This window comes from Ramlibacter ginsenosidimutans (assembly GCF_016654015.1).
GTDB classification, from domain to species: domain Bacteria; phylum Pseudomonadota; class Gammaproteobacteria; order Burkholderiales; family Burkholderiaceae_C; genus Ramlibacter; species Ramlibacter ginsenosidimutans.
Genome location: NZ_JAEPWM010000002.1, coordinates 410,423 through 435,905, shown reverse-complemented (window position 1 = coordinate 435,905; position 25,483 = coordinate 410,423). Strand labels below are relative to the sequence as shown.

At 67.1% G+C, this 25,483-nt stretch carries 34 protein-coding genes; 11 read left to right on the top strand and 23 right to left on the bottom strand.

Annotation, left to right across the window (positions count from 1 at the left end):
* Window positions 1-30: 30 nt before the first annotated feature.
* From JJB11_RS08065 to JJB11_RS08045, 5 genes are all read right to left on the bottom strand, one after another.
* A complete protein-coding gene (locus tag JJB11_RS08065; protein WP_201168178.1) occupies window positions 31-561 on the bottom strand; it encodes a F0F1 ATP synthase subunit delta in 531 nt (176 codons plus the stop codon).
* A gap of 14 nt (window positions 562-575) precedes the next feature.
* Entirely contained in the window at window positions 576-1,046 is a 471-nt protein-coding gene (locus JJB11_RS08060; RefSeq protein WP_201168175.1) for a F0F1 ATP synthase subunit B, read from the bottom strand.
* 65 nt (window positions 1,047-1,111) lie between these two features.
* The gene (atpE, locus tag JJB11_RS08055) at window positions 1,112-1,369 is read right to left on the bottom strand and encodes a F0F1 ATP synthase subunit C (RefSeq protein ID WP_135251078.1); all 258 of its coding nucleotides are present in this window, start codon (window positions 1,367-1,369) and stop codon (window positions 1,112-1,114) included.
* Between the two features lie 75 nt (window positions 1,370-1,444).
* On the bottom strand, window positions 1,445-2,335 hold the full coding sequence (gene atpB / locus JJB11_RS08050) for a F0F1 ATP synthase subunit A (protein WP_201168173.1): 891 nt from the start codon (window positions 2,333-2,335) through the stop codon (window positions 1,445-1,447).
* 7 nt (window positions 2,336-2,342) lie between these two features.
* Window positions 2,343-2,825 (bottom strand): ATP synthase subunit I, encoded by a 483-nt coding sequence (locus JJB11_RS08045; protein WP_201168171.1) that lies wholly within the window; start codon window positions 2,823-2,825, stop codon window positions 2,343-2,345.
* 149 nt (window positions 2,826-2,974) lie between these two features.
* Here JJB11_RS08045 and JJB11_RS08040 point away from each other — a divergent pair, with 149 nt between their 5' ends.
* From JJB11_RS08040 to JJB11_RS08010, 7 genes are read left to right on the top strand one after another with little or no spacing between them, the layout of a single operon-like run.
* Entirely contained in the window at window positions 2,975-3,421 is a 447-nt protein-coding gene (locus JJB11_RS08040; RefSeq protein ID WP_201168170.1) for a DUF4149 domain-containing protein, read from the top strand.
* Window positions 3,412-4,533: an MBL fold metallo-hydrolase gene (locus JJB11_RS08035; RefSeq protein WP_201964696.1), complete on the top strand. Its 1,122-nt coding sequence runs from the start codon at window positions 3,412-3,414 to the stop codon at window positions 4,531-4,533. Before JJB11_RS08040 ends, JJB11_RS08035 begins: the two co-directional genes overlap by 10 nt.
* Before the next feature lie 10 nt (window positions 4,534-4,543).
* A complete protein-coding gene (locus JJB11_RS08030; RefSeq protein WP_201168168.1) occupies window positions 4,544-5,434 on the top strand; it encodes an aminotransferase class IV in 891 nt (296 codons plus the stop codon).
* Window positions 5,431-5,736, top strand: coding sequence for a YbeD family protein (locus JJB11_RS08025; RefSeq protein ID WP_201168166.1), 306 nt, complete (start codon window positions 5,431-5,433; stop codon window positions 5,734-5,736). The genes JJB11_RS08030 and JJB11_RS08025 overlap by 4 nt, the downstream gene beginning before the upstream one ends.
* Window positions 5,737-5,763: 27 nt before the next feature.
* Window positions 5,764-6,516, top strand: a complete 753-nt coding sequence (gene lipB / locus JJB11_RS08020; RefSeq protein ID WP_201168164.1) for a lipoyl(octanoyl) transferase LipB — start codon at window positions 5,764-5,766, stop codon at window positions 6,514-6,516.
* A gap of 11 nt (window positions 6,517-6,527) precedes the next feature.
* The gene (lipA, locus tag JJB11_RS08015) at window positions 6,528-7,520 is read left to right on the top strand and encodes a lipoyl synthase (protein ID WP_201168162.1); all 993 of its coding nucleotides are present in this window, start codon (window positions 6,528-6,530) and stop codon (window positions 7,518-7,520) included.
* Between the two features lie 49 nt (window positions 7,521-7,569).
* A complete protein-coding gene (locus JJB11_RS08010) occupies window positions 7,570-8,391 on the top strand; it encodes a DMT family transporter (protein WP_201168160.1) in 822 nt (273 codons plus the stop codon).
* An 18-nt stretch (window positions 8,392-8,409) separates the two neighbouring features.
* Here JJB11_RS08010 and ptsP read toward each other — a convergent pair whose 3' ends face one another.
* From ptsP to JJB11_RS07990, 4 genes are read right to left on the bottom strand one after another with little or no spacing between them, the layout of a single operon-like run.
* On the bottom strand, window positions 8,410-10,176 hold the full coding sequence (gene ptsP / locus JJB11_RS08005; RefSeq protein ID WP_201168157.1) for a phosphoenolpyruvate--protein phosphotransferase: 1,767 nt from the start codon (window positions 10,174-10,176) through the stop codon (window positions 8,410-8,412).
* Between the two features lie 19 nt (window positions 10,177-10,195).
* Entirely contained in the window at window positions 10,196-10,465 is a 270-nt protein-coding gene (locus JJB11_RS08000) for an HPr family phosphocarrier protein (protein WP_201168154.1), read from the bottom strand.
* On the bottom strand, window positions 10,434-10,889 hold the full coding sequence (locus tag JJB11_RS07995) for a PTS sugar transporter subunit IIA (protein WP_201168151.1): 456 nt from the start codon (window positions 10,887-10,889) through the stop codon (window positions 10,434-10,436). The genes JJB11_RS08000 and JJB11_RS07995 overlap by 32 nt, the downstream gene beginning before the upstream one ends.
* Window positions 10,886-12,115, bottom strand: coding sequence for an MFS transporter (locus JJB11_RS07990; RefSeq protein ID WP_201168147.1), 1,230 nt, complete (start codon window positions 12,113-12,115; stop codon window positions 10,886-10,888). The genes JJB11_RS07995 and JJB11_RS07990 overlap by 4 nt, the downstream gene beginning before the upstream one ends.
* Before the next feature lie 109 nt (window positions 12,116-12,224).
* On the opposite strand from JJB11_RS07990, the gene JJB11_RS07985 reads away from it, so the two are divergent.
* The 4 genes from JJB11_RS07985 (at window position 12,225) to JJB11_RS07970 (ending at window position 15,494) form a co-directional block, all read left to right on the top strand.
* Entirely contained in the window at window positions 12,225-13,460 is a 1,236-nt protein-coding gene (locus JJB11_RS07985) for a CaiB/BaiF CoA transferase family protein (RefSeq protein WP_201168144.1), read from the top strand.
* Window positions 13,460-14,194, top strand: a complete 735-nt coding sequence (locus JJB11_RS07980; RefSeq protein ID WP_201168142.1) for an alpha/beta fold hydrolase — start codon at window positions 13,460-13,462, stop codon at window positions 14,192-14,194. The genes JJB11_RS07985 and JJB11_RS07980 overlap by 1 nt, the downstream gene beginning before the upstream one ends.
* Window positions 14,195-14,287: 93 nt before the next feature.
* Window positions 14,288-14,791 carry a TlpA family protein disulfide reductase gene (locus JJB11_RS07975; protein WP_201168140.1) on the top strand — a complete coding sequence of 168 codons (504 nt, stop codon included), beginning with the start codon at window positions 14,288-14,290 and terminating at the stop codon, window positions 14,789-14,791.
* A gap of 226 nt (window positions 14,792-15,017) precedes the next feature.
* Complete coding sequence (locus tag JJB11_RS07970; protein WP_201169126.1) at window positions 15,018-15,494, top strand: GNAT family N-acetyltransferase; 477 nt, start codon at window positions 15,018-15,020, stop codon at window positions 15,492-15,494.
* Between the two features lie 188 nt (window positions 15,495-15,682).
* Here JJB11_RS07970 and JJB11_RS07965 read toward each other — a convergent pair whose 3' ends face one another.
* From JJB11_RS07965 to fusA, 14 genes are all read right to left on the bottom strand, one after another.
* Window positions 15,683-16,189: a peroxiredoxin gene (locus JJB11_RS07965; RefSeq protein WP_201168137.1), complete on the bottom strand. Its 507-nt coding sequence runs from the start codon at window positions 16,187-16,189 to the stop codon at window positions 15,683-15,685.
* 84 nt (window positions 16,190-16,273) lie between these two features.
* On the bottom strand, window positions 16,274-16,543 hold the full coding sequence (gene rpsQ, locus JJB11_RS07960; RefSeq protein ID WP_201168132.1) for a 30S ribosomal protein S17: 270 nt from the start codon (window positions 16,541-16,543) through the stop codon (window positions 16,274-16,276).
* Window positions 16,544-16,552: 9 nt separating this feature from the next.
* Window positions 16,553-16,759: a 50S ribosomal protein L29 gene (gene rpmC / locus JJB11_RS07955; protein WP_193675722.1), complete on the bottom strand. Its 207-nt coding sequence runs from the start codon at window positions 16,757-16,759 to the stop codon at window positions 16,553-16,555.
* 12 nt (window positions 16,760-16,771) lie between these two features.
* Window positions 16,772-17,188, bottom strand: a complete 417-nt coding sequence (gene rplP, locus JJB11_RS07950) for a 50S ribosomal protein L16 (protein WP_201168129.1) — start codon at window positions 17,186-17,188, stop codon at window positions 16,772-16,774.
* A 23-nt stretch (window positions 17,189-17,211) separates the two neighbouring features.
* Window positions 17,212-18,126 (bottom strand): 30S ribosomal protein S3, encoded by a 915-nt coding sequence (gene rpsC / locus JJB11_RS07945; RefSeq protein WP_201168119.1) that lies wholly within the window; start codon window positions 18,124-18,126, stop codon window positions 17,212-17,214.
* Window positions 18,127-18,134: 8 nt separating this feature from the next.
* Window positions 18,135-18,467, bottom strand: a complete 333-nt coding sequence (rplV, locus tag JJB11_RS07940) for a 50S ribosomal protein L22 (protein WP_193675724.1) — start codon at window positions 18,465-18,467, stop codon at window positions 18,135-18,137.
* A 9-nt stretch (window positions 18,468-18,476) separates the two neighbouring features.
* Window positions 18,477-18,755: a 30S ribosomal protein S19 gene (rpsS, locus tag JJB11_RS07935; protein WP_201168107.1), complete on the bottom strand. Its 279-nt coding sequence runs from the start codon at window positions 18,753-18,755 to the stop codon at window positions 18,477-18,479.
* A gap of 12 nt (window positions 18,756-18,767) precedes the next feature.
* On the bottom strand, window positions 18,768-19,592 hold the full coding sequence (gene rplB / locus JJB11_RS07930; RefSeq protein ID WP_201168105.1) for a 50S ribosomal protein L2: 825 nt from the start codon (window positions 19,590-19,592) through the stop codon (window positions 18,768-18,770).
* Between the two features lie 2 nt (window positions 19,593-19,594).
* Window positions 19,595-19,927, bottom strand: a complete 333-nt coding sequence (gene rplW, locus JJB11_RS07925; RefSeq protein ID WP_201168103.1) for a 50S ribosomal protein L23 — start codon at window positions 19,925-19,927, stop codon at window positions 19,595-19,597.
* Entirely contained in the window at window positions 19,924-20,544 is a 621-nt protein-coding gene (gene rplD / locus JJB11_RS07920; RefSeq protein WP_201168101.1) for a 50S ribosomal protein L4, read from the bottom strand. The genes rplW and rplD overlap by 4 nt, the downstream gene beginning before the upstream one ends.
* The gene (gene rplC, locus JJB11_RS07915) at window positions 20,545-21,243 is read right to left on the bottom strand and encodes a 50S ribosomal protein L3 (protein WP_201168098.1); all 699 of its coding nucleotides are present in this window, start codon (window positions 21,241-21,243) and stop codon (window positions 20,545-20,547) included.
* A 358-nt stretch (window positions 21,244-21,601) separates the two neighbouring features.
* Window positions 21,602-21,913, bottom strand: coding sequence for a 30S ribosomal protein S10 (gene rpsJ, locus JJB11_RS07910; protein ID WP_145895499.1), 312 nt, complete (start codon window positions 21,911-21,913; stop codon window positions 21,602-21,604).
* Window positions 21,914-21,918: 5 nt separating this feature from the next.
* Entirely contained in the window at window positions 21,919-23,109 is a 1,191-nt protein-coding gene (tuf, locus tag JJB11_RS07905) for an elongation factor Tu (RefSeq protein ID WP_201168094.1), read from the bottom strand.
* A 237-nt stretch (window positions 23,110-23,346) separates the two neighbouring features.
* A complete protein-coding gene (gene fusA, locus JJB11_RS07900) occupies window positions 23,347-25,449 on the bottom strand; it encodes an elongation factor G (protein WP_201168093.1) in 2,103 nt (700 codons plus the stop codon).
* Between the last annotated feature and the right edge of the window lie 34 nt (window positions 25,450-25,483).

Below are 25,483 nucleotides of genomic sequence, written 5' to 3'. Positions count from 1 at the left end.
TCGTTCCTTGTCCTTTGATGACTCACGGCGTCAGGCCGTCAGCGCAACTTTCATTTGTTCCAGGCGGGCCTTCACCGAGGTGTCCAGCACCTCGTCGCCCACCACCACGCGAATGCCGCCGATGAGGGACGGGTCTTCCTGCACCGACAGATTGAGCTTACGGCCAAACCGTTTCTCGAGTACCTGGGCCACGGCGCCCAACTGGTCGGCCGCGACCGGGAAGGCGCTGTAGACGATCGCGTCCGAAGCTCCGCTGCGCGCGTTCTTCATCTCGCGGAACTGGTGAGCGACCTCGGGCAGCGCCGCGAGGCGGCCGTTGGCGATGACCGTGCGCAGGAAGTTCTGGCCGTGCGGGGGCAGCTGCACGCGCGCGACGTCGCTGACGACGTCGAACACCTGCTGGCTGGGCACCTTGGGGTTGTCCGCGAACTGCAGCAGCTGGGCGTTGCCCGCCACGGCGGCGAGCGCGTCGAGCCACTGCGAGGTGCCGTTGAGGTCGTCGGTGGACGCCTCGAACAGCGCCTCGGCGTACGGGCGTGCAATGGTGGCGAGTTCAGCCATGGCCTGGTGTCCCTTTACAGCTCGGTCGCGAGACGCTGGAGCAGGTCGGCGTGCACGGAGGGATTGACCTCCTTGCGCAGGATCTGTTCGGCGCCCTTGACGGCCAGCGCGGCCACCTGCTCGCGCAGGGCTTCACGGGCCTTCACCGTCTGCTGCTCGGCCTCGGCACGGGCGGCGGCGATGATCTTGTTGGCTTCTTCCGTGGCGCGGCCCTTGGCTTCTTCCACGATGGCCTGGGCGCGGCGCTCGGCGTCGGCCAGCAGGCCCGCGGTTTCGGTGCGCGTCTTGGCCAGTTCCTGCTCCACCTTCCGGTCGGCGGCCTGCAGCTCGGCTTTCGCCTTGTCGGCGGCGGCCAGGCCTTCGGCGATGCGACGGGCGCGCTCGTCGAGCGCCGTCGCGATCGGCGGCCACACGAACTTCATCGTGAACCCGACCAGGATCAGGAAGACGATGATCTGAATGATGAGGGTACCGGTGATGCTCACTTTTTCATCCTTGCTCCCGCGCTGCGGTGGACGTGCGGGAAGGGTTGGACCAAAGGATGGATCGCTTACTTGGCGAGCTGGCCCAGGAACGGGTTGGCGGTGGCGAACCACAGCGCGATACCCGTGCCGATGATGAACGCGGCGTCGATCAGGCCGGCCAGCAGGAACATCTTGGTCTGCAGCTCGTTCATCAGCTCGGGCTGGCGGGCGGCGGATTCGAGGTACTTGCTGCCCATGACGCCGATGCCGATGCAGGCGCCGATGGCGCCCAGGCCGATGATCAGGCCGGCGGCGAGCGCGACGAAGCTGATGACTTGTTCCATTGTTTCTACTCCTAAGGACTTTTGGTTGACGAGAAAAGAAAAGGGAAGGACTGCGACTGCTCTGGACCGGCGCGCTCAGTGCGCGTCGTGTGCTTGACCCACATACACGAGCGCCAGCATCATGAACACGAACGCCTGCAGCGTGATGATCAGGATGTGGAAGATCGCCCAGGCGGTGCCCGCGATGATGTGGCCGATGGCCAGGGCGATGCCCGTGCCGGTCAGCGAGAACGCGCCGCCCATGAGGGCGATCAGCAGGAAGATCAGTTCGCCGGCGTACATGTTGCCGAACAACCGCATGCCGTGCGACACCGTCTTGGCGATGAACTCGATGATCTGCATCGCCAGGTTCAGCACGCCCATGATCACTGCGAGGATCGGGTTCTTGCTGGTGCCGAAGGGCGCGGTCACGAGCTCGTGCGCCCAGCCGCCGGGGCCCTTGACCTTGACGTTGTAGAACAGGCAGACCAGCAGCACGCCGATCGACAGGCCCATGGTCATGGAGAGGTCGGCCGTCGGCACGACGCGCATGTAGGCGTGCTCGGGCTCGTGGCCGGCGGCGCCGTAGATGTGTTGCCACACCCAGGGCAGCAGGTCCACCGGCAGCAGGTCCATCGCGTTCATCATGAAGATCCAGACGAACACCACCAGCGCGAGCGGGGCGACGAACTTGCGGCTGGTCGCGTTGTGCACGATGCCCTTCGCCTGGGCGTCGACCATCTCGACCAGGATCTCGACCGCGGCCTGGAAACGGCCGGGCACGCCCGAGGTCGCCTTGCGTGCCGCCTTCCACATGAAGAAGCAGCTCACGGCCCCCAGCAGCGCACCCCAAAACAGGGAGTCGAAGTTGAAGACCGAGAAATCGACGACGTTCTTCGGATGCTGGTTCTGGAAGAACGTCAGGTGGTGCAGGATGTATTCACCCGCGGTCGGACCTTGCCCCGCGGCAGCGTTTTCAGCAGCCATGTTTCTTTCAGCTCGATTTCGTCTTGGGCCGTGGCGCGAACGCCAGTGCCACCCAGTAAACCTTCATCGCGAGCACCAGGCCCACCAGCAATGCCGGCCAGCTCAGTCCCGCCACCAACCTCGGCGCCACCAGCAGCATGGCCAGCGTCAAGGCAACCTTCACCATCTCCCACACCAGGAACCCGGCCGCGGCCGTCCCTGCGTTCACGGAGGAAAACCTCCCGGTCAACCCCCGCGCGAACACGGCCGCCGGCAGCAGAACTGCCAGCGCCCCATATCCGACGGACCAACCTACGTTTTGCTTTCCCGTGAAGACCCAGGCCAGCAGCGCGGCCACAAGCCCGACACCAGCCTGCCCCGCCACCACCCGCCACGGCGAAAGCGGCGGATTCCGTTCGCGCACGCGGCGCACCTCTTCGGCGCTCAGCGGCTGGACGGGGGAGGCCTCCTCCGGCTCTTCAGGCAGCGGGGCTATTCTTCTTGTTGGCATGCCGCCGCTGCAGGTCTGAAAATTGAGGAAAGCCTCCCATTATAAGTAGGAACCCGGGCGGATCCGCCACCCCCGGTTCATGAGCAGGCACGAAAGCGACACGGGCACCGCCGCGCACGCACAATCCGCGGCAGCCGCCAAGGAAATCCATGCACAGCCTGCTCGTGTTCCTGCATCTCGCCGCCGCCATCTTCTGGATGGGAGGCATGGCCTTCGTGCTGCTCGCCTTGCGGCCTGCCGTCGCGGCGCAGCTCCCGCCGCCGCAGCGCCTGCCGCTGATGATCGCGGTGCTGACGCGCTTCTTTGCGGTGGTGGTCGCGAGCATCGTGGTGCTGCTGGCCACGGGCGTGCCGCTGTTGCTGCAGGCGCCCGCCGGCGAGGCGCCGCGCGGCTGGCACGTCATGGCCGGCGTCGGCGTGCTCATGATGCTGCTGTTCGGGCACATCTGGTTCGCTCCCTGGCGGCGAGCGCAGCGCGCCGTTGCAGCGCAGGACTGGCCGGAGGGTGGCAGGCGCCTGAACCAGATCGCGCTGCTCGTAAAGATCAACTTCGCACTCGGATGGCTCGCGATCGCGGCGGTCGTCTTGTGGCACTGAGGCGCGCGCTCGCCACCTGCGCATTGCTCGCCGGCGCGTGGGCGGCGCACGCGCAGGACGCGGCCCCGCCGCACCACGACGCCCACGGGTTCTTCAATCCGACCGGGGCCGCCGCGGCCAGGCCCTTGAGCGACATCGTGCGCTGGAAACTCGACGCCTGGCGCGACGGCCTGCCACCGCCGCCGCAAGCGCCCACGCCTGTGGTCGAACCCGCGCTGGCGCTGCTGCGCGCGAACACGGCGCCTATCCGCACCGTGGGCGCCCAGGCGGCGCACGTGGCCGTGCCCTCGGCAACATGGATCGGCCACGCGACCGTGCTCGTGCAGTGCGGCGGGCTGAACGTGCTGACTGACCCGGTGTTCAGCGAACGGGCTTCGCCCGTTCCGTTCGCCGGGCCCGTCCGAGCGCAGCCGCCCGGCATTTCGATGGCGGACCTGCCGGCGATCGACGTGGTGGTGATCTCGCACAACCACTACGACCACCTGGACCTCAATAGCGTGCGGGAGCTCAATGCGCGCTCGCACGGCCACACACTCTTCCTGGTGCCGCTCGGACTGAAGGCCTGGTTCGCCCGGCAGGGCATCACGAACGTGATCGAGCTCGATTGGTGGGACCGGCATCGGGTGGCCGGCGTGGAGTTCGAGCTGGTGCCGGTGCAGCACTGGTCCGCGCGCGGGCTCGACGATCGCAACCAGACCCTCTGGGGCGGCTGGGCCGTGTTCGCGCCGGACCTGCGCTGGTACTTCTCGGGCGACACCGGCTACAGCAGGCTGTTCACGCAGACGCGCGAGCGGCTCGCATCGCACCTGCGCGACGGCTACCTGTTCGATGTCGCCCTGCTCGCCATCGGCGCGTACGAGCCGCGCTGGTTCATGTCCGCGCAGCACATGAACCCGGCGGAAGCGGTGCAGGCGCACAAGGACCTGGCCGCCCGCCGCAGCATCGGCATCCACTGGGGCACCTTCGCCCTGACCGACGAGGCGCTCGACCAGCCGCCACGCGACCTGGCCGCCGCCCGCGCGCAGCAGGGCGTGCCGGAACAGGATTTCTTCGTGCTGCCGATCGGCGGGACGTGGTGGCCGGCCGGGCCGCCCGCCGCGGCGAAGCAGTGACAATGCACCCATGAGCGACACGATCCCCGAACTCCCCTGCTACCTCAACGGCGAGTTCAGCACCCTCGGCCAGGCCAAGGTGAGCGTGCTGGACCGCGGCTTCATCTTCGGCGACGGTGTGTACGAAGTGGTGCCCGCGTACGCCGGCCGCCCCTTCCGCTTCGAGGAGCACATGGTGCGGCTGGACCGCAGCCTGGGCGAGATGCGCATCCGCAATCCGCTGGACCGCGCGGGCTGGCGCAAGCTGGTGGACCAGCTCGTCGCCGCCTATGCGAAGCACGTGGGCAAGCAGCCGCAGGACACCAACCAGCTCGTGTACCTGCAGGTCACGCGCGGCGTGGCGATGCGCGACCACGTGATGCCGCCCGACATCGCGCCCACGGTGTTCGCGATGGTGAACCGGCTCTACATCTACACGCCCGAGGAACGCAGCAAGGGTGTGATGTGCGTGACGGCGGACGACTTCCGCTGGAAGAAGGCGCACATCAAGAGCACCAGCCTCGCCGGCGCCGTGCTGTCGCGCCAGATGAGTGCGGATGTGGGCGGCAACGAAACCATCATGTTCCGCGACGGTTGGCTCAGCGAGGCCGCCGCCTCGAACGTGTGGATCGTGAAGGGTGGCGTGGTACTGGGGCCGCCCAAGGACAACCTGGTGCTCGAAGGCATCCGCTACGGCCTGCTGGAGCAACTGTGCAGCGCGCAAGGCATTCCCTTCGAGCTGCGGCGCGTCTCGCGTGAGGAAGTGCAGGCCGCCGACGAGATCCTGTTGTCGTCGGCGACCAAGGAAATCATCGCCTGCACGGTGCTGGACGGACAGCCAGTTGGAAAGGGCCAGCCCGGCCCTATCTATGAAAAGCTGTTCTCAGGCTACCAGCAAGCCAAACGACCCACACCCGCATGAGCGCCTCCATCTTTCCGCCCAAGACCCTGACCACCACCCCGGGACAGGAGTCCCTCATCGAATACCCGTCCCGCTTCCCCATCAAGGTGATGGGCGCGAAGGTGGATGGCTTCGTCCATGAGGTCACGCGGATCGCCCTGGAGTTCGACCCGTCCTTCGACGCGTCGACCGTGGAACTGCGCCCCAGCAGCAAGGGCAACTACCTCGGCATCACCATCACGGTGACCGCCACGAGCCGCGAGCAACTCGACAACCTCTACCGGGCGCTGACCTCGCACCCGATGGTCAAGGTCGTCCTGTAGGCATGCCCGCGAAGGTCGACCGCTAGCATGCAGGTCAAGGTATTGGGGCGGGTCGATTACCCGCCCACGTACCAGGCCATGGCGGCCTTCACCGAAGGCCGCACGGGCGACACCCCCGACGAACTCTGGCTGTGCGAACACCCGCCGGTGTTCACGCAGGGGCTGGCCGGCAAGGCGGACCACCTGCTCGCGCCCGGTGACATTCCCGTGGTCGCGACCAATCGCGGAGGCCAGGTCACCTACCACGGGCCGGGGCAGGTCGTGGCGTATCCGCTGATCGATCTCCAGCGCGCGGGCTACTTCGTCAAGGAGTATGTCTACCGGCTCGAGGAGGCGGTGATCCGCACGCTGGCCGGGTACGGCGTGACCGGCCATCGCGTGCGCGGCGCGCCCGGCATCTACGTGCGCCTCGACGACCCCTTCTCCCACGCCCGTCTCCCTCCCCCTCTGGGGGAGGGTCGGGGTGGGGGCGCTCCCCCTCCGGGGGAGGGTCGGCGTGGGGCCGCGCCCCCTCCGGGGGAGGGTCGGGGTGGCAGCGCCGACCCGGATTTCACCAACCTCGGCAAGATCGCGGCGCTCGGCATCAAGGTCAGCCGGCACCGGACCTACCACGGCCTCGCCTTCAACGTGGCCATGGACCTGCAACCCTTCGATCGCATCAACCCTTGCGGTTACGCAGGGCTGCGCACGGTCGACCTTTCTACAATCGGCATCTCCACCCCCTGGAACGAGGCCGCGTTCCGCCTGGGCCACGAGCTCGAGGCGCTGCTGGCCCCCTGAAGAAAGATCCGATGAGCTCCAACCCCGTCGTCCGCGAGGCCCAATCCGTCGAGAGCTACGAGGCCACGGCCAAGCAGAAGGCCGCGGCCAAGCTCTCGCGCATCCCGGTGAAGGTGGAGCCCGGCGAAATCCTCAAGAAGCCGGAGTGGATCCGCGTCAAGGCCGGGTCGGCGAGCTCGCGCTTCTACGAGATCAAGCAGATCCTGCGCGAGCACAAGCTGCACACCGTCTGCGAGGAAGCGTCCTGCCCGAACATCGGCGAGTGCTTCGGCAAGGGCACGGCCACCTTCATGATCATGGGCGACAAGTGCACGCGCCGCTGCCCGTTCTGCGACGTGGGCCACGGCCGTCCCGACCCGCTGGACGTGAACGAGCCCGAGAACCTGGCCAAGACCATCGCTGCGCTCAAGCTCAAGTACGTGGTGATCACGAGCGTGGACCGCGACGACCTGCGCGACGGTGGTGCCGGCCACTTCGTCGAGTGCATCCGCAAGACGCGCGAGCTGTCGCCGCAGACCACGATCGAAGTGCTGGTGCCGGACTTCCGCGGCCGGGACGACCGCGCGCTGGAGATCCTGAAGGCCGCGCCGCCCGACGTGATGAACCACAACCTCGAGACCATCCCGCGCCTGTACCGGGAAGCGCGGCCGGGCTCGGATTACCAGTTCAGCCTGAACCTGCTGAAGAAGTTCAAGGCGCTGCATCCGGACGTGCCGACCAAGAGCGGCCTGATGGTGGGACTCGGCGAGACCGACGAAGAGATCCTCACGGTCATGCGCGACATGCGAGCGCACGGCATCGACATGCTCACGATCGGCCAGTACCTCGCGCCGTCGAACTCGCACCTGCCGGTGCGCCGCTACGTGCACCCGGACACCTTCCGCATGTTCGAGGAGAAGGCGCGCGAGATGGGCTTCACGCATGCCGCCGTCGGCGCGATGGTGCGCAGCTCGTACCACGCCGACCAGCAGGCGCACGCGGCCGGCGTCGCCATCGGCGGCTGACCGGGGCGGCGCGCGAGCGGGCGGCGGCGCCCGGTTATCCTCGCGCGCCATGCATGCCAACCTGTACGCGCTCGGCGCGATTGCCTTGTGGGCCTCGCTGGCGTCCCTCGGCGTGGCGCTGAAGCATGTGCCGCCTTTCCTGCTCACCGGGCTCGCACTCGTGATCGGCAGCGTGCCGGCCTGGCCGCTGGTGCGGCAGTGGCGCGTGCCGCCGCGCACGCTGGCCCTCGGCATCTACGGCCTGTTCTGCTACCACTTCCTGCTGTTCATCGCGCTGCGCGTGGCGCCGCCGGTGGAAGCCAACCTGGTGAACTACCTCTGGCCGCTGCTGATCGTGGTGCTGGCGCCCTGGCTGCTGCCCGACCTGCGGCTGCGGGCCGCGCACGTGCTCGCGGCGCTGGCTGGCTTTGCCGGCGCGGCGATCGCCATCCTGGGCGGCGGGGGCGCGAGTGGCGCGTGGTCCTGGGGCTACGTGCCGGCGCTCGGCGCAGCCTTCATCTGGGCCACCTATTCGCTGGCGACGCGCCGGGTGCCGAGCTTCCCCACGGCGGCCATCGGCCTGTTCGGACTCGTGTCGGGCCTGCTCTCCCTCGCCTGCCACGCGTTGCTGGAACCGGCCGTGGCCCTGTCCGCGCGCGACTGGATGCTCATTGCCGTGATGGGGCTCGGGCCGCTGGGCGCGGCGTTCTTCCTCTGGGACAAGGCGCTCAAGGGCGGCGACGCCCGCCACATCGGCATCCTGAGCTACCTCACGCCGCTCGCGTCGACGAGCCTGCTGGTGCTGGTGACAGGCCGCGCCTTCACCGCGAGCATCGCGGTGGCGGCGGCGCTGATCATCGGCGCGGCCGTGGTGGGGACGCGCGCGAGGTGATCGAGCGCGCCAGCACCATCAGACCCCCATCACCAGCGCCGGGTCCTCGGAGTCCACCACCTCGCGGGCCCAGGGTTCCAGGCGTGCGGCGTCGGCGCGCAGCACCTGCTGCTTCACCGTGAGGATCTGCGCCGGATGCATGGAGAAGCTGCGCAGGCCGAGCCCCAGCAGCAGCCGCGTGAACTGCGGATCGCCCGCCATCTCGCCGCACACGCTCACCGCCTTGTTCTGCCGGCGGCATTCGGAGATGGTGTCGGCGACCAGCCGCAGCACCGCCGGATGGCACGGGTCGTACAGGTGCGCCACCGATTCGTCGGACCGGTCGATCGCCAGCGTGTACTGGATCAGGTCGTTGGTGCCGATGGAGAGGAAGTCGAAGTACTTGAGGAAGGTGCGCAGCGAGAGCGCCGCCGCGGGGATCTCGATCATCGCGCCCACCTGCACCGGCCCGTAGACGTCGCCGCGGTTGTCCAGTTCGGCACGCGCGAAGTCGATCAGCGACAGCGTCTGCCGGATCTCGGTGGCGTGCGCGATCATGGGCACGAGCAGGTTCACGCGCCCGTGCGCGGCCGCGCGCAGGATGGCGCGCAGCTGCGTGCGGAACATCTCGGGCTCGGACAGGCTCCAGCGGATCGCGCGCAGCCCCAGCGCCGGGTTCAGGTGGGCCGCATCGCGCTGCAGTTCGTCCAGGGGCTTGTCGGCGCCGACGTCCAGCGTGCGGATGGTGACCGGCAGGCCTTCCATGCCTTCCACGGCGCGCTTGTAGGCAAGGTACTGCTCCTCCTCGTCGGGCATGTCGCCGTGGCGCCCCATGAACAGGAACTCGCTGCGGAACAGGCCCACGCCGACAGCGCCGGCCTGCAGCGCCGCGTTCGCGTCTTCGGGCAGTTCGATGTTGGCCAGCAGCTCCACCTTCTGCCCGTCGAGCGTGACGGCCGGCGTATGGCGAAGGCGGTTCAGGCGGCCGCGCTCCAGTTCCGCCTGCCGCTGCTTGAAGCCGTACTCCGCCAGGATGATCGGCGAGGGATCGACGATCATCACGCCGGAGTCGCCGTCGATGATCACCCAGTCGTCCTGCCGCACCAGGTTGCTCGCGCCGCGCGCGCCCACCGCCGCGGGGATGTCGAGGCTGCGCGCGACGATCGCGGTGTGCGAGGTCTTGCCGCCCACGTCGGTCACGAACCCGGCGAACACGCTCTGCTTGAACTGCAGCATGTCCGCGGGCGAGAGGTCGTGCGCCACCAGCACCAGCGGCACGTCCACGCTTTCGTCGAGCAGCAGGTCCTGCTGCGTCTTGCGCTTCGCGGCGGGCGGCTGCGCCACCGGCGAGCCCATGCCCTTCATGTAGCGCAGGATGCGCTCGGCCACCTGCTCGAGGTCGGCCTTGCGCTCGCGCAGGTAGTCGTCCTCCATGTCGTCGAACTGGCGCGAGAGCACTTCGAGCTGCGTCGTGAGCGCCCATTCGGCGTTGTACAGGCGGTCGGTGATCCAGTGCTTGATCCCGGTGATCAGCTCCTCGTCCTGCAGCAGCATCAGGTGCACGTCCAGCAGCGCCGAGAGTTCGTGCGGCGCCTCCTTCGGCCCCATGCCGGCGATGGTCTGCTGCAGGCGATGGATCTCGTCCACGACCGCGTTGCGCCCCACGCGGATGCGCTCGATCTCCGCCGGCACCTGCTCCGGCGTGATGAAGTAGTGCGCGACGTCCGCACGGCCCGAACCCATCACGACCGCGCGCCCGATCGCAATGCCGCGGGCGACCGCGATGCCGTGGATCGCGAACGTCATCGCAGGACTCCCTCGACGCTCACTCGCCCTCCCCGAACTTGTCGTGGATCAGCGCGAGCAGCGCATCCATCGCTTCCTGTTCGCGCTCGCCGTCGGTCTCCAGCGTCACCTCGGTACCGATGCCGGCCGCCAGCATCATCACGCCCATGATGCTCTTGGCATTCACCCGGCGATCGCCGCGGCTGATCCAGACTTCGCACGGAAAGCTGCCGGCGAGCTTGGTGAGCTTCGCCGAGGCGCGCGCATGCAGGCCCAGCTTATTGCTGATGGTCGTGTTTTTCTTGATCATGGTTGCGTCGGGCCTGGTTCTGGGGCGCGGTGATCGCGACCTGCATCACTCCCTGCGTGCCGCCGGTGACCGCGCGCGACACCAGCGCGTCGAGCGGTTCGTGCCGGTAGGTCACGGCGCGCAGCAGCATCGGCAGGTTGACCCCGGTGATCAGGCGCGAGCTCACGCCGTCCACCAGCTTCTGGGCGACGTTGCTGGGCGTGGCGCCGAAGATGTCGGTCAGCACCAGCACGCCCGTGACCTGCGGAACGCGCGAGAGCTGGTCCAGCGCGATCCGGGCGGCGCCCAGCGTCTCTTCGGGGGACAGGTTGGGCTGCACGTCGATCGCCACCACGCCGTCGCTGCAATCGGGGAACACATGCAGCGCGCATTGCCGCAAGGCATTGGCGAGCGGCGCATGGGCGATCAGCAGGATGGCGTTCATGGGGGATGCTGTGGATTATGGCTTCTGCTCCACAGGAACCAGCCATAGGACAGCACACTCGTGGCGAGGAAGACACCGAATGCGCCCCGGAATGCGCTGGCGTCGCTCCAGCCGGCGGAGCGGAACGCGTCCACGACCAGCCCGATGCCCCATTGCACGACGAAGACGCCAACGAAGATCACGAGGTTGTAGGCCGAGAGCGCCCGGCCGGCCAGCGCGGCGGGAAAGAACATGCCCACGGCCGGCTGCGCCAGCGCCACGAAGGTGCTGCTGACACAGAAGAACGCCAGCGTGACGGGACCGGCCGCCGACCCGAGCCCGATCAGCAGCAGCAGCGCGAGAAAGTTGAGCGGCAGCCCCCAGGCGATCAGCCGGTCCGTGACGATGCCGCGCCGCTGCAGCCACGGGTTCACCAGGCCCCAGCACCAGAAGGTGACCAGCATGGAGACGTTGATCGTGAACAGGCCGGCGGCGGCCGCCGCCGCGTCGTAGCCGGCCACGCGCGCCAGCCACGGGCCCGCCCACAGCGACTGCACGGCGATCATGCCGCCGTAGCTGAAGAAGCCGATCGGGGCCATCTGCCAGAAATACGGATGGCGCCAGACCGGCGCGTAGCTGGGGCGCGGCGCGCCCGGCTTTCCGGTCGCATCCTCCAGCGTCCACTGCGGCACCCGCCAGGCGATCACGAGCATGGACAGGGCCATCAGCAGCGCCAGCCCCCAGAACAGCGGCCGCCAGCCCACCTGCGGCAGCAGCCACTGCACGGGCAGCGTGGAGGCGACCATGCCGAACGAGCCCGTCATCAGCATCCAGGAATTGGTGCGCAGCTGCACGGGAGGCGTGAACCAGCGGCGGAACCCGGTGAGCGGCGCCATCAGGCAGGCGCTGACGCCCACGCCCGACAGGATGCGCGCCGCCAGCAGCCAGTGGAAGTCCCGCGCGAGGGCGAAGGCGGCGCAGCCCAGCACGGCAAGCAGCACGAAGCGCAGCATCACCTTGCGCGGCCCGTGCCGGTCCAGCCACGTGCCCAGCGGCAGCTGGATCAGCGCGAAGCCGAGGAAGTAGCCGCCGGCCAGCAGCCCGAGGGCGCCGGCGTCGAGGCCGAACTCGCGGGTGAGCACGGGCGACAGCGTCGCGGTGATGGCGCGCAGCACGGCCGCGAAGAAGTAAGCGAACGCGAAGGCGAGGAACACCACCACGGCCTGGCGGCGATCGAGAAGGGACATGGGTTCTTGGAAGAGGACGGTCGGTCGTCCCCCGCGGGACGCCGCCGCATTATGGGAGACGGCCGGCAGTTGGCCGCCTCGCACCACTCGCTGCTTCCATAATGTGTGCATGAATGCACTCGAAGGAATCCGCGTGCTCGACCTGTCCCGCGTCCTCGCGGGACCGTGGTGCACGCAGACGCTGGCCGACCTGGGCGCGGACGTCATCAAGATCGAGCGGCCCGGCACCGGTGACGACACGCGCACCTGGGGCCCGCCCTTCCTGAAGGACCGCGCCGGCCAGGACACGGCCGAGGCCGCGTACTACCTCGGTACCAACCGCAACAAGCGCTCGGTCACCTGCGACATCGCGCGGCCCGAAGGCCAGGCACTCGTGCGCGAGTTGGCGAAACACTGCGACGTGTTCGTCGAGAACTTCAAGGTGGGCGACATGGCCCGCTATGGGCTGGACTACGCAGCTATCCGCGCGATCCAGCCGCGCATGGTTTATTGCAGCGTCACCGGCTTCGGCCAGACCGGGCCCTACCGCGAGCGCGCCGGCTACGACTACGCGATCCAGGGCATGGGCGGCCTCATGAGCATCACGGGCGAACGCGACGACCTGGGCGGCGGCCCGCAGAAGGTCGGCGTCGCCGTGGCCGACCTGTTCACCGGGATGTACTCCGCAGTAGGCATCCTGGCCGCTTTGCGCCATGCCGAGCGCACCGGCGAGGGCCAGCACCTGGACATGGCGCTGCTCGACGCCCAGGTCGCCATGCTCGCCAACCTCGGGGCGAACTACCTCGTCAGCGGCAAGGTGCCGGGACGCGCAGGCAATGCGCACCAGAACATCGTGCCCTACCAGGTGTTCGAGACCGCACCGGCCGCCGACGGCAGCAAGGACCACGTCATCCTGGCCGTCGGCAACGACGGGCAATTCGCCAAGTTCTGCCAGGTGGCCGGGCATCCCGAGCTCGCCAGCGATGCCCGCTTCGCGAAGAACCAGGACCGCGTGCGCAATCGCGCCGTGCTGGTCCCGCTGCTCGAAGCCATCCTGAAGACGCGGCGCAAGTACGACTGGCTGCCGGCGCTGGAAGCCGCCAAGGTGCCGTGCGGCGCCATCAACAACCTCGCCGAGGTCTTCGCCGATCCGCACGTGCAGGCCCGCGGCATGGTCCACCAGTGGCAGCATCCGCTCGCGGGCGCCGTGAACCTGGTCGCGAGCCCGCTCAAGCTGGGGGCGACGCCGGTGCGTGCCGACCTGCCGCCGCCGCTGCTGGGCGAACACACGGGGCAGGTCCTGCGCGACGTGCTGGGTTGGGACGCCGAGCGCATCGCGCAACTGCGCGCCCAGGAGGTGATCTGATGGCCGACTTCGTTCTCGTGCACGGCGCCTGGCACGGCGGCTGGTGCTGGCGCCGCGTGGTGGACGCGCTCCATGCGCAAGGCCACCGCGCGTTCGCGGTGACGCTGACGGGAGTGGGCGAACGCGCGCATCTGATGTCGCCGCTCATCACGCTGGAGACGCACATCGCCGACGTGGTGAACGCGATCGAAGCGGAGGAGTTGCAGCAGCCGGTGCTCGCCGTGCACTCCTACGCCGGCATGATCGGCACGGCGGTGGCGGACCGCATGCCCCAGCGCCTGAAGCACCTGGTGTACGTGGACGCCGTGGTGCCGCGCCCCGGCGAAAGCTGGAGCAGCACGCACGCGAGCGCCACCCGCGAGGCGCGCCTGGCTGCCGCCCAGGCCTCGCCCGACTACGCCTTCCCGCCGCCCGACCCGGCCGTGTTCGGCCTCGCGGCCGAAGACCACGCCTGGGTGCGGCGGCGCCAGACCCCGCATCCCGGCCACACCTACCAGGCGCCGCTGCAGTTCGATCCGCGCCGCGTCGCCAGCGTGCCCCGCACCTTCGTGGACTGCGTGCAGCCTCGGCTGGGCACGATCGACTCGATCCGCCCGCGGGTGCGCGACGCGAACTTCTGGGACGGCGCCTGGACCGGCGGCGGCGGCGTGCGCGTGGTCGAGATGCAGACCGGCCACGATCCGATGGTCAGTGCGCCCCGCGAACTGGCGGACCTGCTGTCCGCATGCGCCTGACGTTCGTCGCTTGACCCAGCTCAGGCAAGAACTTCCCGCTTGGAGGACAATGTTTCCCTGGCAGGCCACCCACCGGTGGCGAGGCAGACAAGCATGGCATTGCAGAAGCGTTGGATCCTGGGCGCGGCAGCGGCGGTGATCGTCGCGGCCGGCGCCTTCTACGTGGCGGCGGGTTCCTCCGCGGCCCCGCAGAGTACCTTCGTGCTGCTCGACGGCACGAAGAAGACGACCGCCGACCTGAAGGGCAAGGTGACCCTGGTCAACTTCTGGGCCACCAGCTGCACGACCTGCGTGGGCGAGATGCCCAAGATGGTCTCCACCTACGACACGTACCACGCCAAGGGCTACGAGCACCTCGCCGTCGCGATGAGCTACGACCCGCCGGACTATGTCGTCAACTTCACGCAGACGCGCAAGCTGCCCTTCGAGGTCGCGATCGACAACACCGGCGCCGTGGCCAAGGCCTGGGGCGAGGTGCAGCTCACGCCCACGTCGTACCTGGTGAACAAGAAGGGCGAGATCGTGAAGCGCTACGTCGGCGAGCCCGACTTCAACGAGCTGCATGCGCTGATCGAGAAGCTGCTGGCCGAGTCCTGAAGGCTGTCAGCGCCAACGAAAAAGCCCCGCGATGCGGGGCTTTTTCATGGGGCCTGCACAAGGCGCTCGCTGGGGCCGGGTTGGCGGAGCTCGGGATGGCCGCGGGACGGCCTGACTCGCCCGCCGCAAAGCGCTAAGATCCGCCGTCCATGGACTCGCATCCCGGACCTTGGACCCTGCCCCCCCGCCCGTGATCGAACTCAGCAGCCCGGCCAGCGCGCGCGACATGGATGAAGTCCGCGCGGTCTTCCGGGAGTACGCCGAAGGGCTCGGCGTCGATCTGTGCTTCCAGAACTTCGACGAGGAGCTGCGAACGCTCCCCGGTGACTACGCGGCGCCGCGCGGCGCGCTGTTCCTCGCACGCGTCGACGGCGAGCTCGCCGGTTGCTGCGCACTGCGTCCGCTCGACAGCGCCGACTACCCGAACGCCGCGGAGATGAAGCGGCTGTACGTCCGCAAAGCGTTCCGCGGTTTCGGCCTCGGCCGCCAGCTGGCCGAAGCTGCGCTGGATGCGGCGCGCCGCGGCGGCTACGACTGCGTGCTGCTCGACACGCTGGACGACATGGAAGCGGCCCGCGCGCTGTACGAGGACCTCGGCTTCGAGGACATCCCGCCCTACTATCACAACCCCATCGCCGGCGCGCACTACCTCAAGGCCGACCTGTGGCACAGCGGGCCGGCGCCGTTGAGCAGCCGGTTCTGATTGGCCGCACCGCCGCTGTGTCAGCCGGCGCGATGGCGGACATGGGAACGCAGAGGACGCAAAGGTTGCGCAGAGAACGCAGAGAGCTTCCTTGAAACGTTCTTTGACTGCGGCCTCTGCGTCTCTTTGCGTCCTCTGCGTTCACTTGCCCGCTCTGGCCCAGCGCGGACCAGGGGGCACCGTTCGCCTCAGCCCTTGGCTTGCGCCAGCAGCGTCTGGGCGTCGCTCACTTCGAACTTGCCCGGTGCCTCGACGTTCAGCGAGACGACCTTGCCGTCCTTCACCAGCATCGAATAGCGGTTGCTGCGCAGGCCCATGCCGCGCGCGGTGAGGTCCAGCGTCAGGCCGGTGGCCTTGGCGAAGTCGCCGCTGCCGTCGGCCAGCATGCGCACCTTGCCATTGGTCTTCTGGTCGCGCGCCCAGGCGCCCATCACGAAGGCGTCGTTGACGCTCACGCACCAGATCTCGTCGACGCCCGCGGCCTTCAGGTCGTTGAACTTCTCCACGTAGCCGGGCACGTGCTTGGCCGAGCAGGTGGGCGTGAAGGCGCCGGGCAGCGCGAACAGCGCGATGGTCTTGCCCTTGGCGGCATCGCGGACCTTCACCGGGTTGGGCCCGATGCTGCAGCCGTTGCCTTCGACTTCCGAATATTCCATCAGGGTGACATCAGGGAGCTGGTCGCCGACCTTGATCATGGTGATCTCCTCGTTGGGGTGGGAAAACAAAAACGGCCCACGATTGTGGGCCGTTTCCGGTTTGCCTGCAGGCGCTGGCGAGGATCAGACCTCGGCGGCCTTTTCGACCAGGCGGGTCGCGATCCAGTTCTTGGTCTTGGAGATCGGCTTGCTCTCCTGGATCTCGATCACGTCGCCCGTGTGGAACTCGCCCTTCTCGTCGTGCGCGTGGTACTTGCTCGACTTCATCACGATCTTTCCATACAGCGCGTGCTTCACGCGGCGCTCGACCAGCACGGTCACGGTCTTGGCGCGCTTGTCGCTCACCACCTTGCCGACGAGGGTGCGCTTGAGGGAGGTCTTGGCTTCCGTCATGTTCACTCCTTACGACTTGGCGGATTCCGCACGCTTCTGGGCCAGGATGGTCTTGGCGCGAGCGATGTCACGGCGCGTGGAGCGCAGCGTGGCGGTGTTGTTGAGTTGTTGCGTGGCCTTCTGCATGCGCAGTCCGAAATGGGCCTTCTGCAGGCTCTTCACTTCGGCTTCCACGCCGGCGGCGTCCTTGGAACGGAGATCCTTGGCTTTCGTCATGTTCTTCGCTCCTTACTGGCCGATCATGCGGCTGACGAAGGTCGTGCGCAGCGGCAGCTTGGCGGCAGCCAGCTGGAACGCTTCGCGCGCGAGCGCTTCGGGCACGCCGACGATCTCGAACACGACCTTGCCCGGCTGGATCTCGGCCACGTAGTACTCCGGGTTGCCCTTGCCGTTGCCCATGCGGACTTCGGCGGGCTTCTGGGAGATCGGCTTGTCCGGGAACACGCGGATCCAGATGCGGCCGCCACGCTTGACGTGACGGGAGATCGCGCGACGCGCGGCCTCGATCTGGCGGGCCGTCAGGCGGCCACGGTCGGTGCACTTGAGGCCGAAGTCACCGAAGGCCACGGTGTTACCCGTGGTCGCGATGCCCGTGTTGCGGCCTTTTTGCTCTTTGCGGTATTTGCGGCGAGCGGGTTGCAGCATTTGTTCTCTCCTTTACCGTCGGATCAGCTCTTGCTGCCCGGCGCGGGACGAGCCACGCGCTTAACGGTAGATTTCGGGGCTTCCGCCCCTGCGGTTGCTTCAGCGGGCTTGTCGCTGCCTTCGGCGGGCGCCACGTAGGTGGCACCCGGGGTGCGAACGTCGGAGCGGGGGCCGCCACGGCCGCCGCCAGGTCCACGGCGATCGCCGCCAGGGCCGCCACGGCGGTCGCCGTCACGGCGCGGGCCGCGCGGGCCACGGCGCTCTTCGCCCTCGGGACGCGGCGTGCTGTCCAGGGACGGCACGTCGTTGCGACCCAGGGTGTCGCCCTTGTAGACCCACACCTTGACGCCGATGACGCCGTAGGTGGTCTTGGCTTCGGAGAAGCCGTAGTCGATGTCGGCGCGCAGCGTGTGCAGCGGCACGCGACCTTCGCGGTACCACTCGGTGCGGGCGATCTCGATGCCGTTCAGGCGGCCCGAGGACATGATCTTGATGCCCTGCGCGCCGAGGCGCATGGCGTTCTGCATCGCGCGCTTCATGGCGCGGCGGAACATGATGCGCTTCTCGAGCTGCTGGGTGATCGAGTCGGCGATCAGCTGGGCATCGACTTCGGGCTTGCGCACTTCCTCGATGTTCACCGCCACCGGCACGCCCAGGCGCTGCGCGAGTTCCTTCTTCAGGTTCTCGATGTCCTCGCCCTTCTTGCCGATCACCACGCCCGGACGCGCCGAGAAGATGGTGATGCGGGCGTTCTTGGCCGGACGCTCGATCAGCACGCGGGACACCGCGGCGTTCTTCAGCTTGGTCTTCAGGTAGTCGCGGACCTTGATGTCCTCGGCCAGCATGTCGCTGAAGTCGCGGTTGTTCGCGTACCAGCGGCTGTTCCAGTTGCGCGTGACGGCCAGGCGGAAGCCGGTCGGATGGATCTTCTGTCCCATAGTCTTCCTTAGTTCCCGACGGTCACGTACACGTGGCACGTGCCCTTGCTGATGCGGTTGCCGCGGCCCTTGGCGCGCGCCGTGAATCGCTTCAGCACGGTGCCTTGTTCCACGTAGATCGTCTTGACCTTCAGCTCGTCGATGTCGACGCCGTCGTTGTGCTCGGCGTTCGCGATCGCGGACTCCAGAACCTTCTTGACGATGACGGCACCCTTCTTCTGCGTGAAGTTCAGGATGTTCAGGGCCTGGTCCACCTTCTTGCCGCGGATCAGGTCGGCCACGAGTCGGCCCTTGTCGACGGACAGGCGCACGCCGCGGAGAATTGCCTTGGTTTCAGCCATTTCTCTGCCTCACTTCTTCACGACTTTTTTGTCGGCGGGGTGACCCTTGAAGGTGCGCGTCAGGGCGAATTCGCCCAGCTTGTGGCCCACCATCTGGTCGGTGATGTAGACCGGAACGTGCTGCTTGCCGTTGTGAACGGCGATGGTCAGCCCGATGAAATCGGGCAGGATCATCGAGCGGCGCGACCAGGTCTTGATCGGCTTCTTGTCCTTGATGGCATTGGCCTTCTCGACCTTGCCCACCAGGTGGTGGTCCACAAACGGACCCTTCTTGAGAGAACGCGTCATTTGTGCGACCCCTTACTTCTTGCGGCGCGAGACGATGAACGTCTGCGTGCGCTTGTTGTTGCGAGTACGGTAGCCCTTGGTCAGGTTGCCCCACGGGTCCACCGGCGGCTTGCCGGTACCGGTGCGGCCCTCACCACCACCGTGCGGGTGGTCGATCGGGTTCATCGCGACGCCGCGCACCGTCGGGCGGATGCCCATGTGGCGCTTGACGCCGGCCTTGCCGATCTGGCGCAGGCTGTGCTCTTCGTTGGCGACCTCGCCGATCGTGGCGCGGCACTCGATGTGGATGCGGCGCACTTCACCGGAGCGCATGCGGACCTGCGCGTAGGTGCCTTCGCGAGCCAGCAGCGTCGCGGAGGTGCCGGCCGAACGCACGATCTGCGCGCCCTTGCCGGGTTGCAGTTCGATGCAGTGGATGGTCGAACCCACCGGGATGTTGCGGATCGGCAGGGTGTTGCCCGCGCGGATCGGCGCTTCGGAACCGGACAGCAGGGTCGTGCCGACATCGACGCCGCGCGGGGCGATGATGTAGCGGCGCTCGCCGTCGGCGTACACCACCAGGGCGATGTGGGCCGTGCGGTTCGGGTCGTACTCGATGCGCTCCACCTTGGCCGGCACGCCGTCCTTGTCGCGACGGAAGTCGACGACGCGGTAGTGGTGCTTGTGGCCGCCGCCCTTGTGGCGGGTGGTGATGTGGCCGTTGTTGTTGCGGCCGGCCTTCTGGAACTGGGGCTCCAGCAGCGGCGCGTACGGGTCACCCTTGTACAGGTGGTCCCGCGAGATCTTCACCACGGCGCGCTGGCCGGGCGAAGTCGGTTTCATCTTGATGACTGCCATGATTAAGCGGTCTCCCCGGAGAAGTTCAGCTCCTGGCCGGGCTGCAGCGTCACATACGCCTTGCGGATGTTGTCGCGGCGACCCTGCGAGCGGCCGAAGCGCTTCTGCTTGCCCTTGATGTTCGCCACGGACACGCCCTTGACCTGCACGCTGAACATCAGTTCAACGGCAGCCTTGATCTCGGGCTTGGTCGCGTCCTGCAGCACCTTGAAGGTCACCGCATTGGACTTGTCGGCCACCATCGTGGCCTTCTCGGACACGATCGGCGCGACCAGCACCTGCATCAGGCGGCCTTCGTCGAATTTCTTGGCGGAATTGTTCGAAGCGGCGCTCATGCGAACATCTCCTTCAGCTTCTCGATCGCGCCCTTGGTGACGAGCACTTTCTTGTAGTGCACCAGGCTCACCGGGTCGGCGTAACGCGGCTCGACCACGAGCACGTTCTGCAGGTTGCGGGAAGCGAGGTACAGGTTTTCGTCCACTTCGTCGGCGATCACCAGCACCGACTCCAGGTTCATGGCCTTGAACCTGGCGGCCAGCTGCTTGGTCTTGGGGCTGTCGACCTTGAGGGAATCGACAACGGCCAGGCGCCCGTCGCGGGCCAGCTGGGAGAAGATGGACGCCATGCCGGCGCGGTACATCTTCTTGTTGATCTTCTGGGTGAAGTTCTCGTCCGGGCTGTTCGGGAAGATGCGGCCGCCCCCACGCCACAGCGGGGAGGAGGTCATGCCGGCGCGAGCGCGGCCGGTGCCCTTCTGGCGGAACGGCTTCTTGGTCGAGTGCTTGACCATCTCGCGGTCCTTCTGCGCCCGCGTGCCTTGACGCGCGTTCGCCTGGAAGGCCACAACGATCTGGTGCACCAGGGCTTCGTTGTATTCACGGCCGAACACGGTCTCGGGGGCGTCGATCTTCGACGCGGCCTGGCCCTGCTCGTTCAGGAGTTCGAGTTGCATTTACTTCTTCCCCTTCTCGGCCTTGGCTTGCGCCTGGACCGGCTTGGGCTGGCCCTTGGCGGCCAGGCGGACGGTCACGAAACCGTTCTTCGCGCCGGGGACGGCGCCCCTGACCATCAGCAGGCCACGGGTCTCGTCGACACGGATCACGTCGAGGTTCTGCACGGTGGTGGTCACGTCGCCGAGGTGGCCCGACATCTTCTTGCCGGGGAACACGCGGCCGGGATCCTGCGCCATCGAGATCGAGCCGGGAACGTTGTGCGAACGGCTGTTGCCGTGCGAAGCCCGCTGCGACTTGAAGTTGTGGCGCTTGATCGTGCCGGTGAAGCCCTTGCCGATCGAGGTGCCCTGCACGTCGACGACCTGGCCCGCGGCGAAGATGTCCTGCACCGGCACCGTCTTGCCGGGGGCGTACTTGCCCGCGGTGTCGGCGTCGACGCGGAATTCACGGATGATTTCACCGGCTTCCACGCCCGCCTTCGCGAGGTGGCCGGCGAGCGGCTTGGTCACGCGCGAGGTGCGGCGCGAGCCGAACGTGACCTGCAGGGCCACGTAGCCGTCGTTGTCCTGGTTCTTGACCTGGGTGACGCGGTTGTTGGACACGTCGAGCACCGTGACGGGAACAGCGTCCCCCTCATCGGTGAACAGGCGCATCATGCCCACCTTGCGGCCCAGCAACCCGAGGCTGCTCAGACTCATGTTGTTACTCCGTTGCTTTCGCTGCGGCCGCTGCAATTGGCTGCCACGTCTGGGCCTCGAAGGCCCTGCGAAAGAGGGTTGATGAAAAAGCTCCGCCCGGCCGAAACCGAGCGAAGCCTGCAATTGTAGCAGTCTTCCTACAGGCTTGCCAGCGATCTCGTTGCGGCGACCGTAAGCTGGTGGTGAGTGCGAGCGAACCCCAGCGGTTTGCGCGTGCGAGCCGTCCAAGCTGGGGTTCGCTGCGCTCACCGCAAGCCTACGAACAGCCGCGCCCACGAACACCCGCACCTGCATGCCGCAGCACCGGAAAAGAAAAGCCGCCCGAAGGCGGCTTTTCGCGGGAAACCAGGCAGCAGGATTACTGCAGCTTGATCTCGACGTCCACGCCGGCCGGCAGGTCCAGCTTCATCAGGGCGTCGACCGTCTTGTCGGTCGGGTCGACGATGTCCATCAGGCGCTGGTGGGTGCGGATCTCGAACTGATCGCGGCTCGACTTGTTCACGTGCGGGGAACGCAGGATGTCGAAGCGCTTCATGCGGGTCGGCAGGGGCACGGGGCCCTTGACGATCGCGCCGGTGCGCTTGGCCGTGTCGACGATCTCGGCGGCGGACTGGTCGATCAGCTTGTAATCGAACGCCTTGAGGCGGATGCGGATTTTCTGCTGGGCCATCGCCATCACTCCATGATCTTGGCAACGACGCCGGCGCCGACGGTCTTGCCGCCTTCGCGGATGGCGAAGCGCAGGCCTTCTTCCATGGCGATCGGGGCGATCAGCTTGACCGTGATCGTCACGTTGTCGCCGGGCATGACCATTTCCTTGTCCTTCGGCAACTCGATCGCGCCGGTCACGTCCGTCGTGCGGAAGTAGAACTGCGGGCGATAGTTGTTGAAGAACGGCGTGTGGCGGCCGCCCTCGTCCTTGCTCAGCACGTACACCTCGGCGGTGAAGTGCGTGTGCGGCTTGATGGAGCCGGGCTTGCACAGCACCTGGCCGCGCTCGACTTCTTCGCGCTTGGTGCCGCGCAGCAGGATACCGACGTTGTCGCCCGCCTGGCCCTGGTCCAGCAGCTTGCGGAACATCTCCACGCCCGTACAGGTCGTCTTGAGCGTCGGCTTCAGGCCCACGATCTCGATTTCCTCGCCGACCTTGACCACGCCACGCTCCACGCGGCCGGTCACCACCGTGCCACGGCCGGAGATGGAGAACACGTCTTCCACCGGCATCAGGAACGCACCGTCCACGGCGCGCTCGGGCGTCGGGATGTAGGTGTCCAGCGCCTCGGCCAGCTTCATGATGGCCTGCTCGCCCAGCTCGCCCTTGTCGCCTTCGAGCGCCAGCTTGGCCGAGCCCTTGATGATCGGGGTGTCGTCGCCGGGGAAGTCGTACTTGCTCAGCAGCTCGCGCACTTCCATCTCGACCAGTTCCAGCAGCTCGGCGTCATCGACCATGTCGCACTTGTTCAGGAACACGATGATGTAGGGCACGCCCACCTGGCGGGCCAGCAGGATGTGCTCGCGCGTCTGGGGCATCGGGCCGTCGGCGGCGGACACCACCAGCACCGCGCCGTCCATCTGGGCGGCGCCGGTGATCATGTTCTTCACGTAGTCGGCGTGGCCGGGGCAGTCGACGTGCGCGTAGTGGCGGTTGGCCGTCTCGTACTCGACGTGCGCGGTGTTGATCGTGATGCCGCGGGCCTTCTCTTCGGGGGCTGCGTCGATCTGGTCGTAGGCCTTCGCCTCGCCGCCGAACTTCTTGGACAGCACGGTGGTGATCGCCGCCGTCAGGGTCGTCTTGCCATGGTCCACGTGGCCGATGGTGCCCACGTTGACGTGCGGCTTGGTCCGCTCGAACTTACCTTTTGCCATTGAGAAATCTCCGATAAAGAGCAATGCCCGTGGTGGGTTTTACGTCTGCACCGCACTCCTGGTTCCTGCGCCACGGGCAGCGCAGGGGGAACGATCGCAGACAAACTTCAAACAACCGGACGCAGAGGTCGCAAAGGGTTCGCAGAGGTCGCAGAAAAAACCCTTCGAGGATTTTCTGACTCCTTCTGCGCCCTCTGCGTAACTTCTGCGCCCTCTGCGTCCGGTTGTTGGCCTTTATTACTTCGCGCGAGCAGCGACGATCGCTTCGGCCACGTTCTTCGGAGCTTCGGCGTAGTGCTTGAACTCCATCGTGTACGTGGCACGGCCTTGCGACATCGAGCGCAGCGTCGTCGAGTAGCCGAACATTTCCGACAGCGGGACTTCGGCCTTGATGACCTTGCCGCCGCCGGGCATGTCGTCCATGCCCTGCACCATGCCGCGACGGGACGACAGGTCGCCCATCACGTTGCCGGCGTAGTCTTCGGGCGTCTCGACTTCCACGGCCATCATCGGCTCCAGGATCACAGGCTGCGACTTCTTCGCCCCTTCCTTGAAGCCGAAGATGGCGGCCATCTTGAACGCCTGTTCCGACGAGTCCACCTCGTGGTACGAACCGAAGGTCAGCGTGACCTTGACGTCCACGACGGGGTAGCCCGCCAGCACGCCGGAGTTCAGCGCCTCTTCCACGCCCTTCTGCACGGCCGGGATGTACTCGCGCGGCACCACGCCGCCCTTGATGGCATCCACGAACTCGAAGCCCTTGCCGGTCTCGTTCGGCTCGACCGTGAAGACCACGTGGCCGTACTGGCCCTTGCCGCCCGACTGGCGAACGAACTTGCCTTCGACGTCCGTCGACTTGCGGCGGATCGTTTCGCGGTAGGCCACCTGCGGCTTGCCGACGTTGGCTTCCACGCCGAACTCGCGCTTCATGCGGTCGACGATGATTTCCAGGTGCAGTTCGCCCATGCCGCCGATGATGGTCTGGCCGGACTCTTCGTCCGTGTTCACGCGGAACGACGGGTCTTCCGCGGCCAGGCGCTGCAGCGCCACGCCCATCTTTTCCTGATCGGCCTTGGTCTTGGGCTCCACGGCCTGGCGGATCACCGGCTCGGGGAACACCATGCGCTCCAGGGTTACGATGGAGGACGGGTCGCACAGGGTCTCGCCCGTGGTCACGTCCTTCAGGCCCACGCAGGCGGCGATGTCGCCGGCGCGGATCTCTTCGACTTCCTGGCGGTTGTTGGCGTGCATCTGCACGATCCGGCCGATGCGCTCCTTCTTGCCGCGCACCGGGTTGTAGACGCTGTCGCCCTTGGACAGCACGCCCGAGTAGACACGCACGAAGGTCAGCTGGCCCACGAACGGGTCGGTCATCAGCTTGAACGCCAGCGCCGAGAACTTCTCGTTGTCGTCCGCCTTGCGGGTGGTCGGCTGCTCGTCCTCGTCGAGGCCCTTGACCGGGGGGATGTCCACCGGCGAAGGCATCAGTTCGATGACGGCGTCGAGCATGCGCTGCACGCCCTTGTTCTTGAACGCGGTGCCGCACAGCATCGGCTGGATCTCGCCGGCGATGGTGCGGGTGCGCAGGCCGAGGGTGATTTCCTCTTCGGTCAGGTCACCTTCCTCGAGGTACTTGTTCATCAAGTCCTCGTTGGCTTCGGCGGCCGCCTCGACCATCTTCTCGCGCCATTCCTTCGCCTGCTCGAGCAGCTCAGCCGGGATCTCGGCGAAGTTGAACTTCATGCCCTGGGACGCCTCGTCCCAGTAGATGGCCTTCATCTTGCGCAGGTCGACCACGCCGGTGAAGTTTTCCTCGGCGCCGATCGGGATCACGATGGGCACGGGGTTGGCCTTCAGGCGCAGCTTCATCTGGTCGTAGACCTTGAAGAAGTTGGCGCCGGTGCGGTCCATCTTGTTGACGAACGCGAGGCGCGGCACCTTGTACTTGTTGGCCTGGCGCCAGACGGTTTCCGACTGGGGCTGCACGCCGCCCACGGCGCAGTACACCATGCAGGCGCCGTCCAGCACGCGCATGGAACGCTCCACCTCGATGGTGAAGTCCACGTGGCCGGGGGTGTCGATGATGTTGATGCGGTGCTCGGGGAAGGACATGTCCATGCCCTTCCAGAAGCAGGTGGTGGCCGCGGAGGTGATCGTGATGCCACGTTCCTGCTCCTGCTCCATCCAGTCCATGGTGGCGGCGCCGTCGTGCACTTCACCGATCTTGTGGTTCACACCCGTGTAGAACAGGATGCGTTCGGTCGTGGTGGTCTTGCCGGCGTCGATGTGCGCGGAGATACCGATGTTGCGGTATCGCTCGATTGGCGTTTTGCGGGCCATGATGATCTTTCTCTTTCAAAGGGCACAGGCCCGC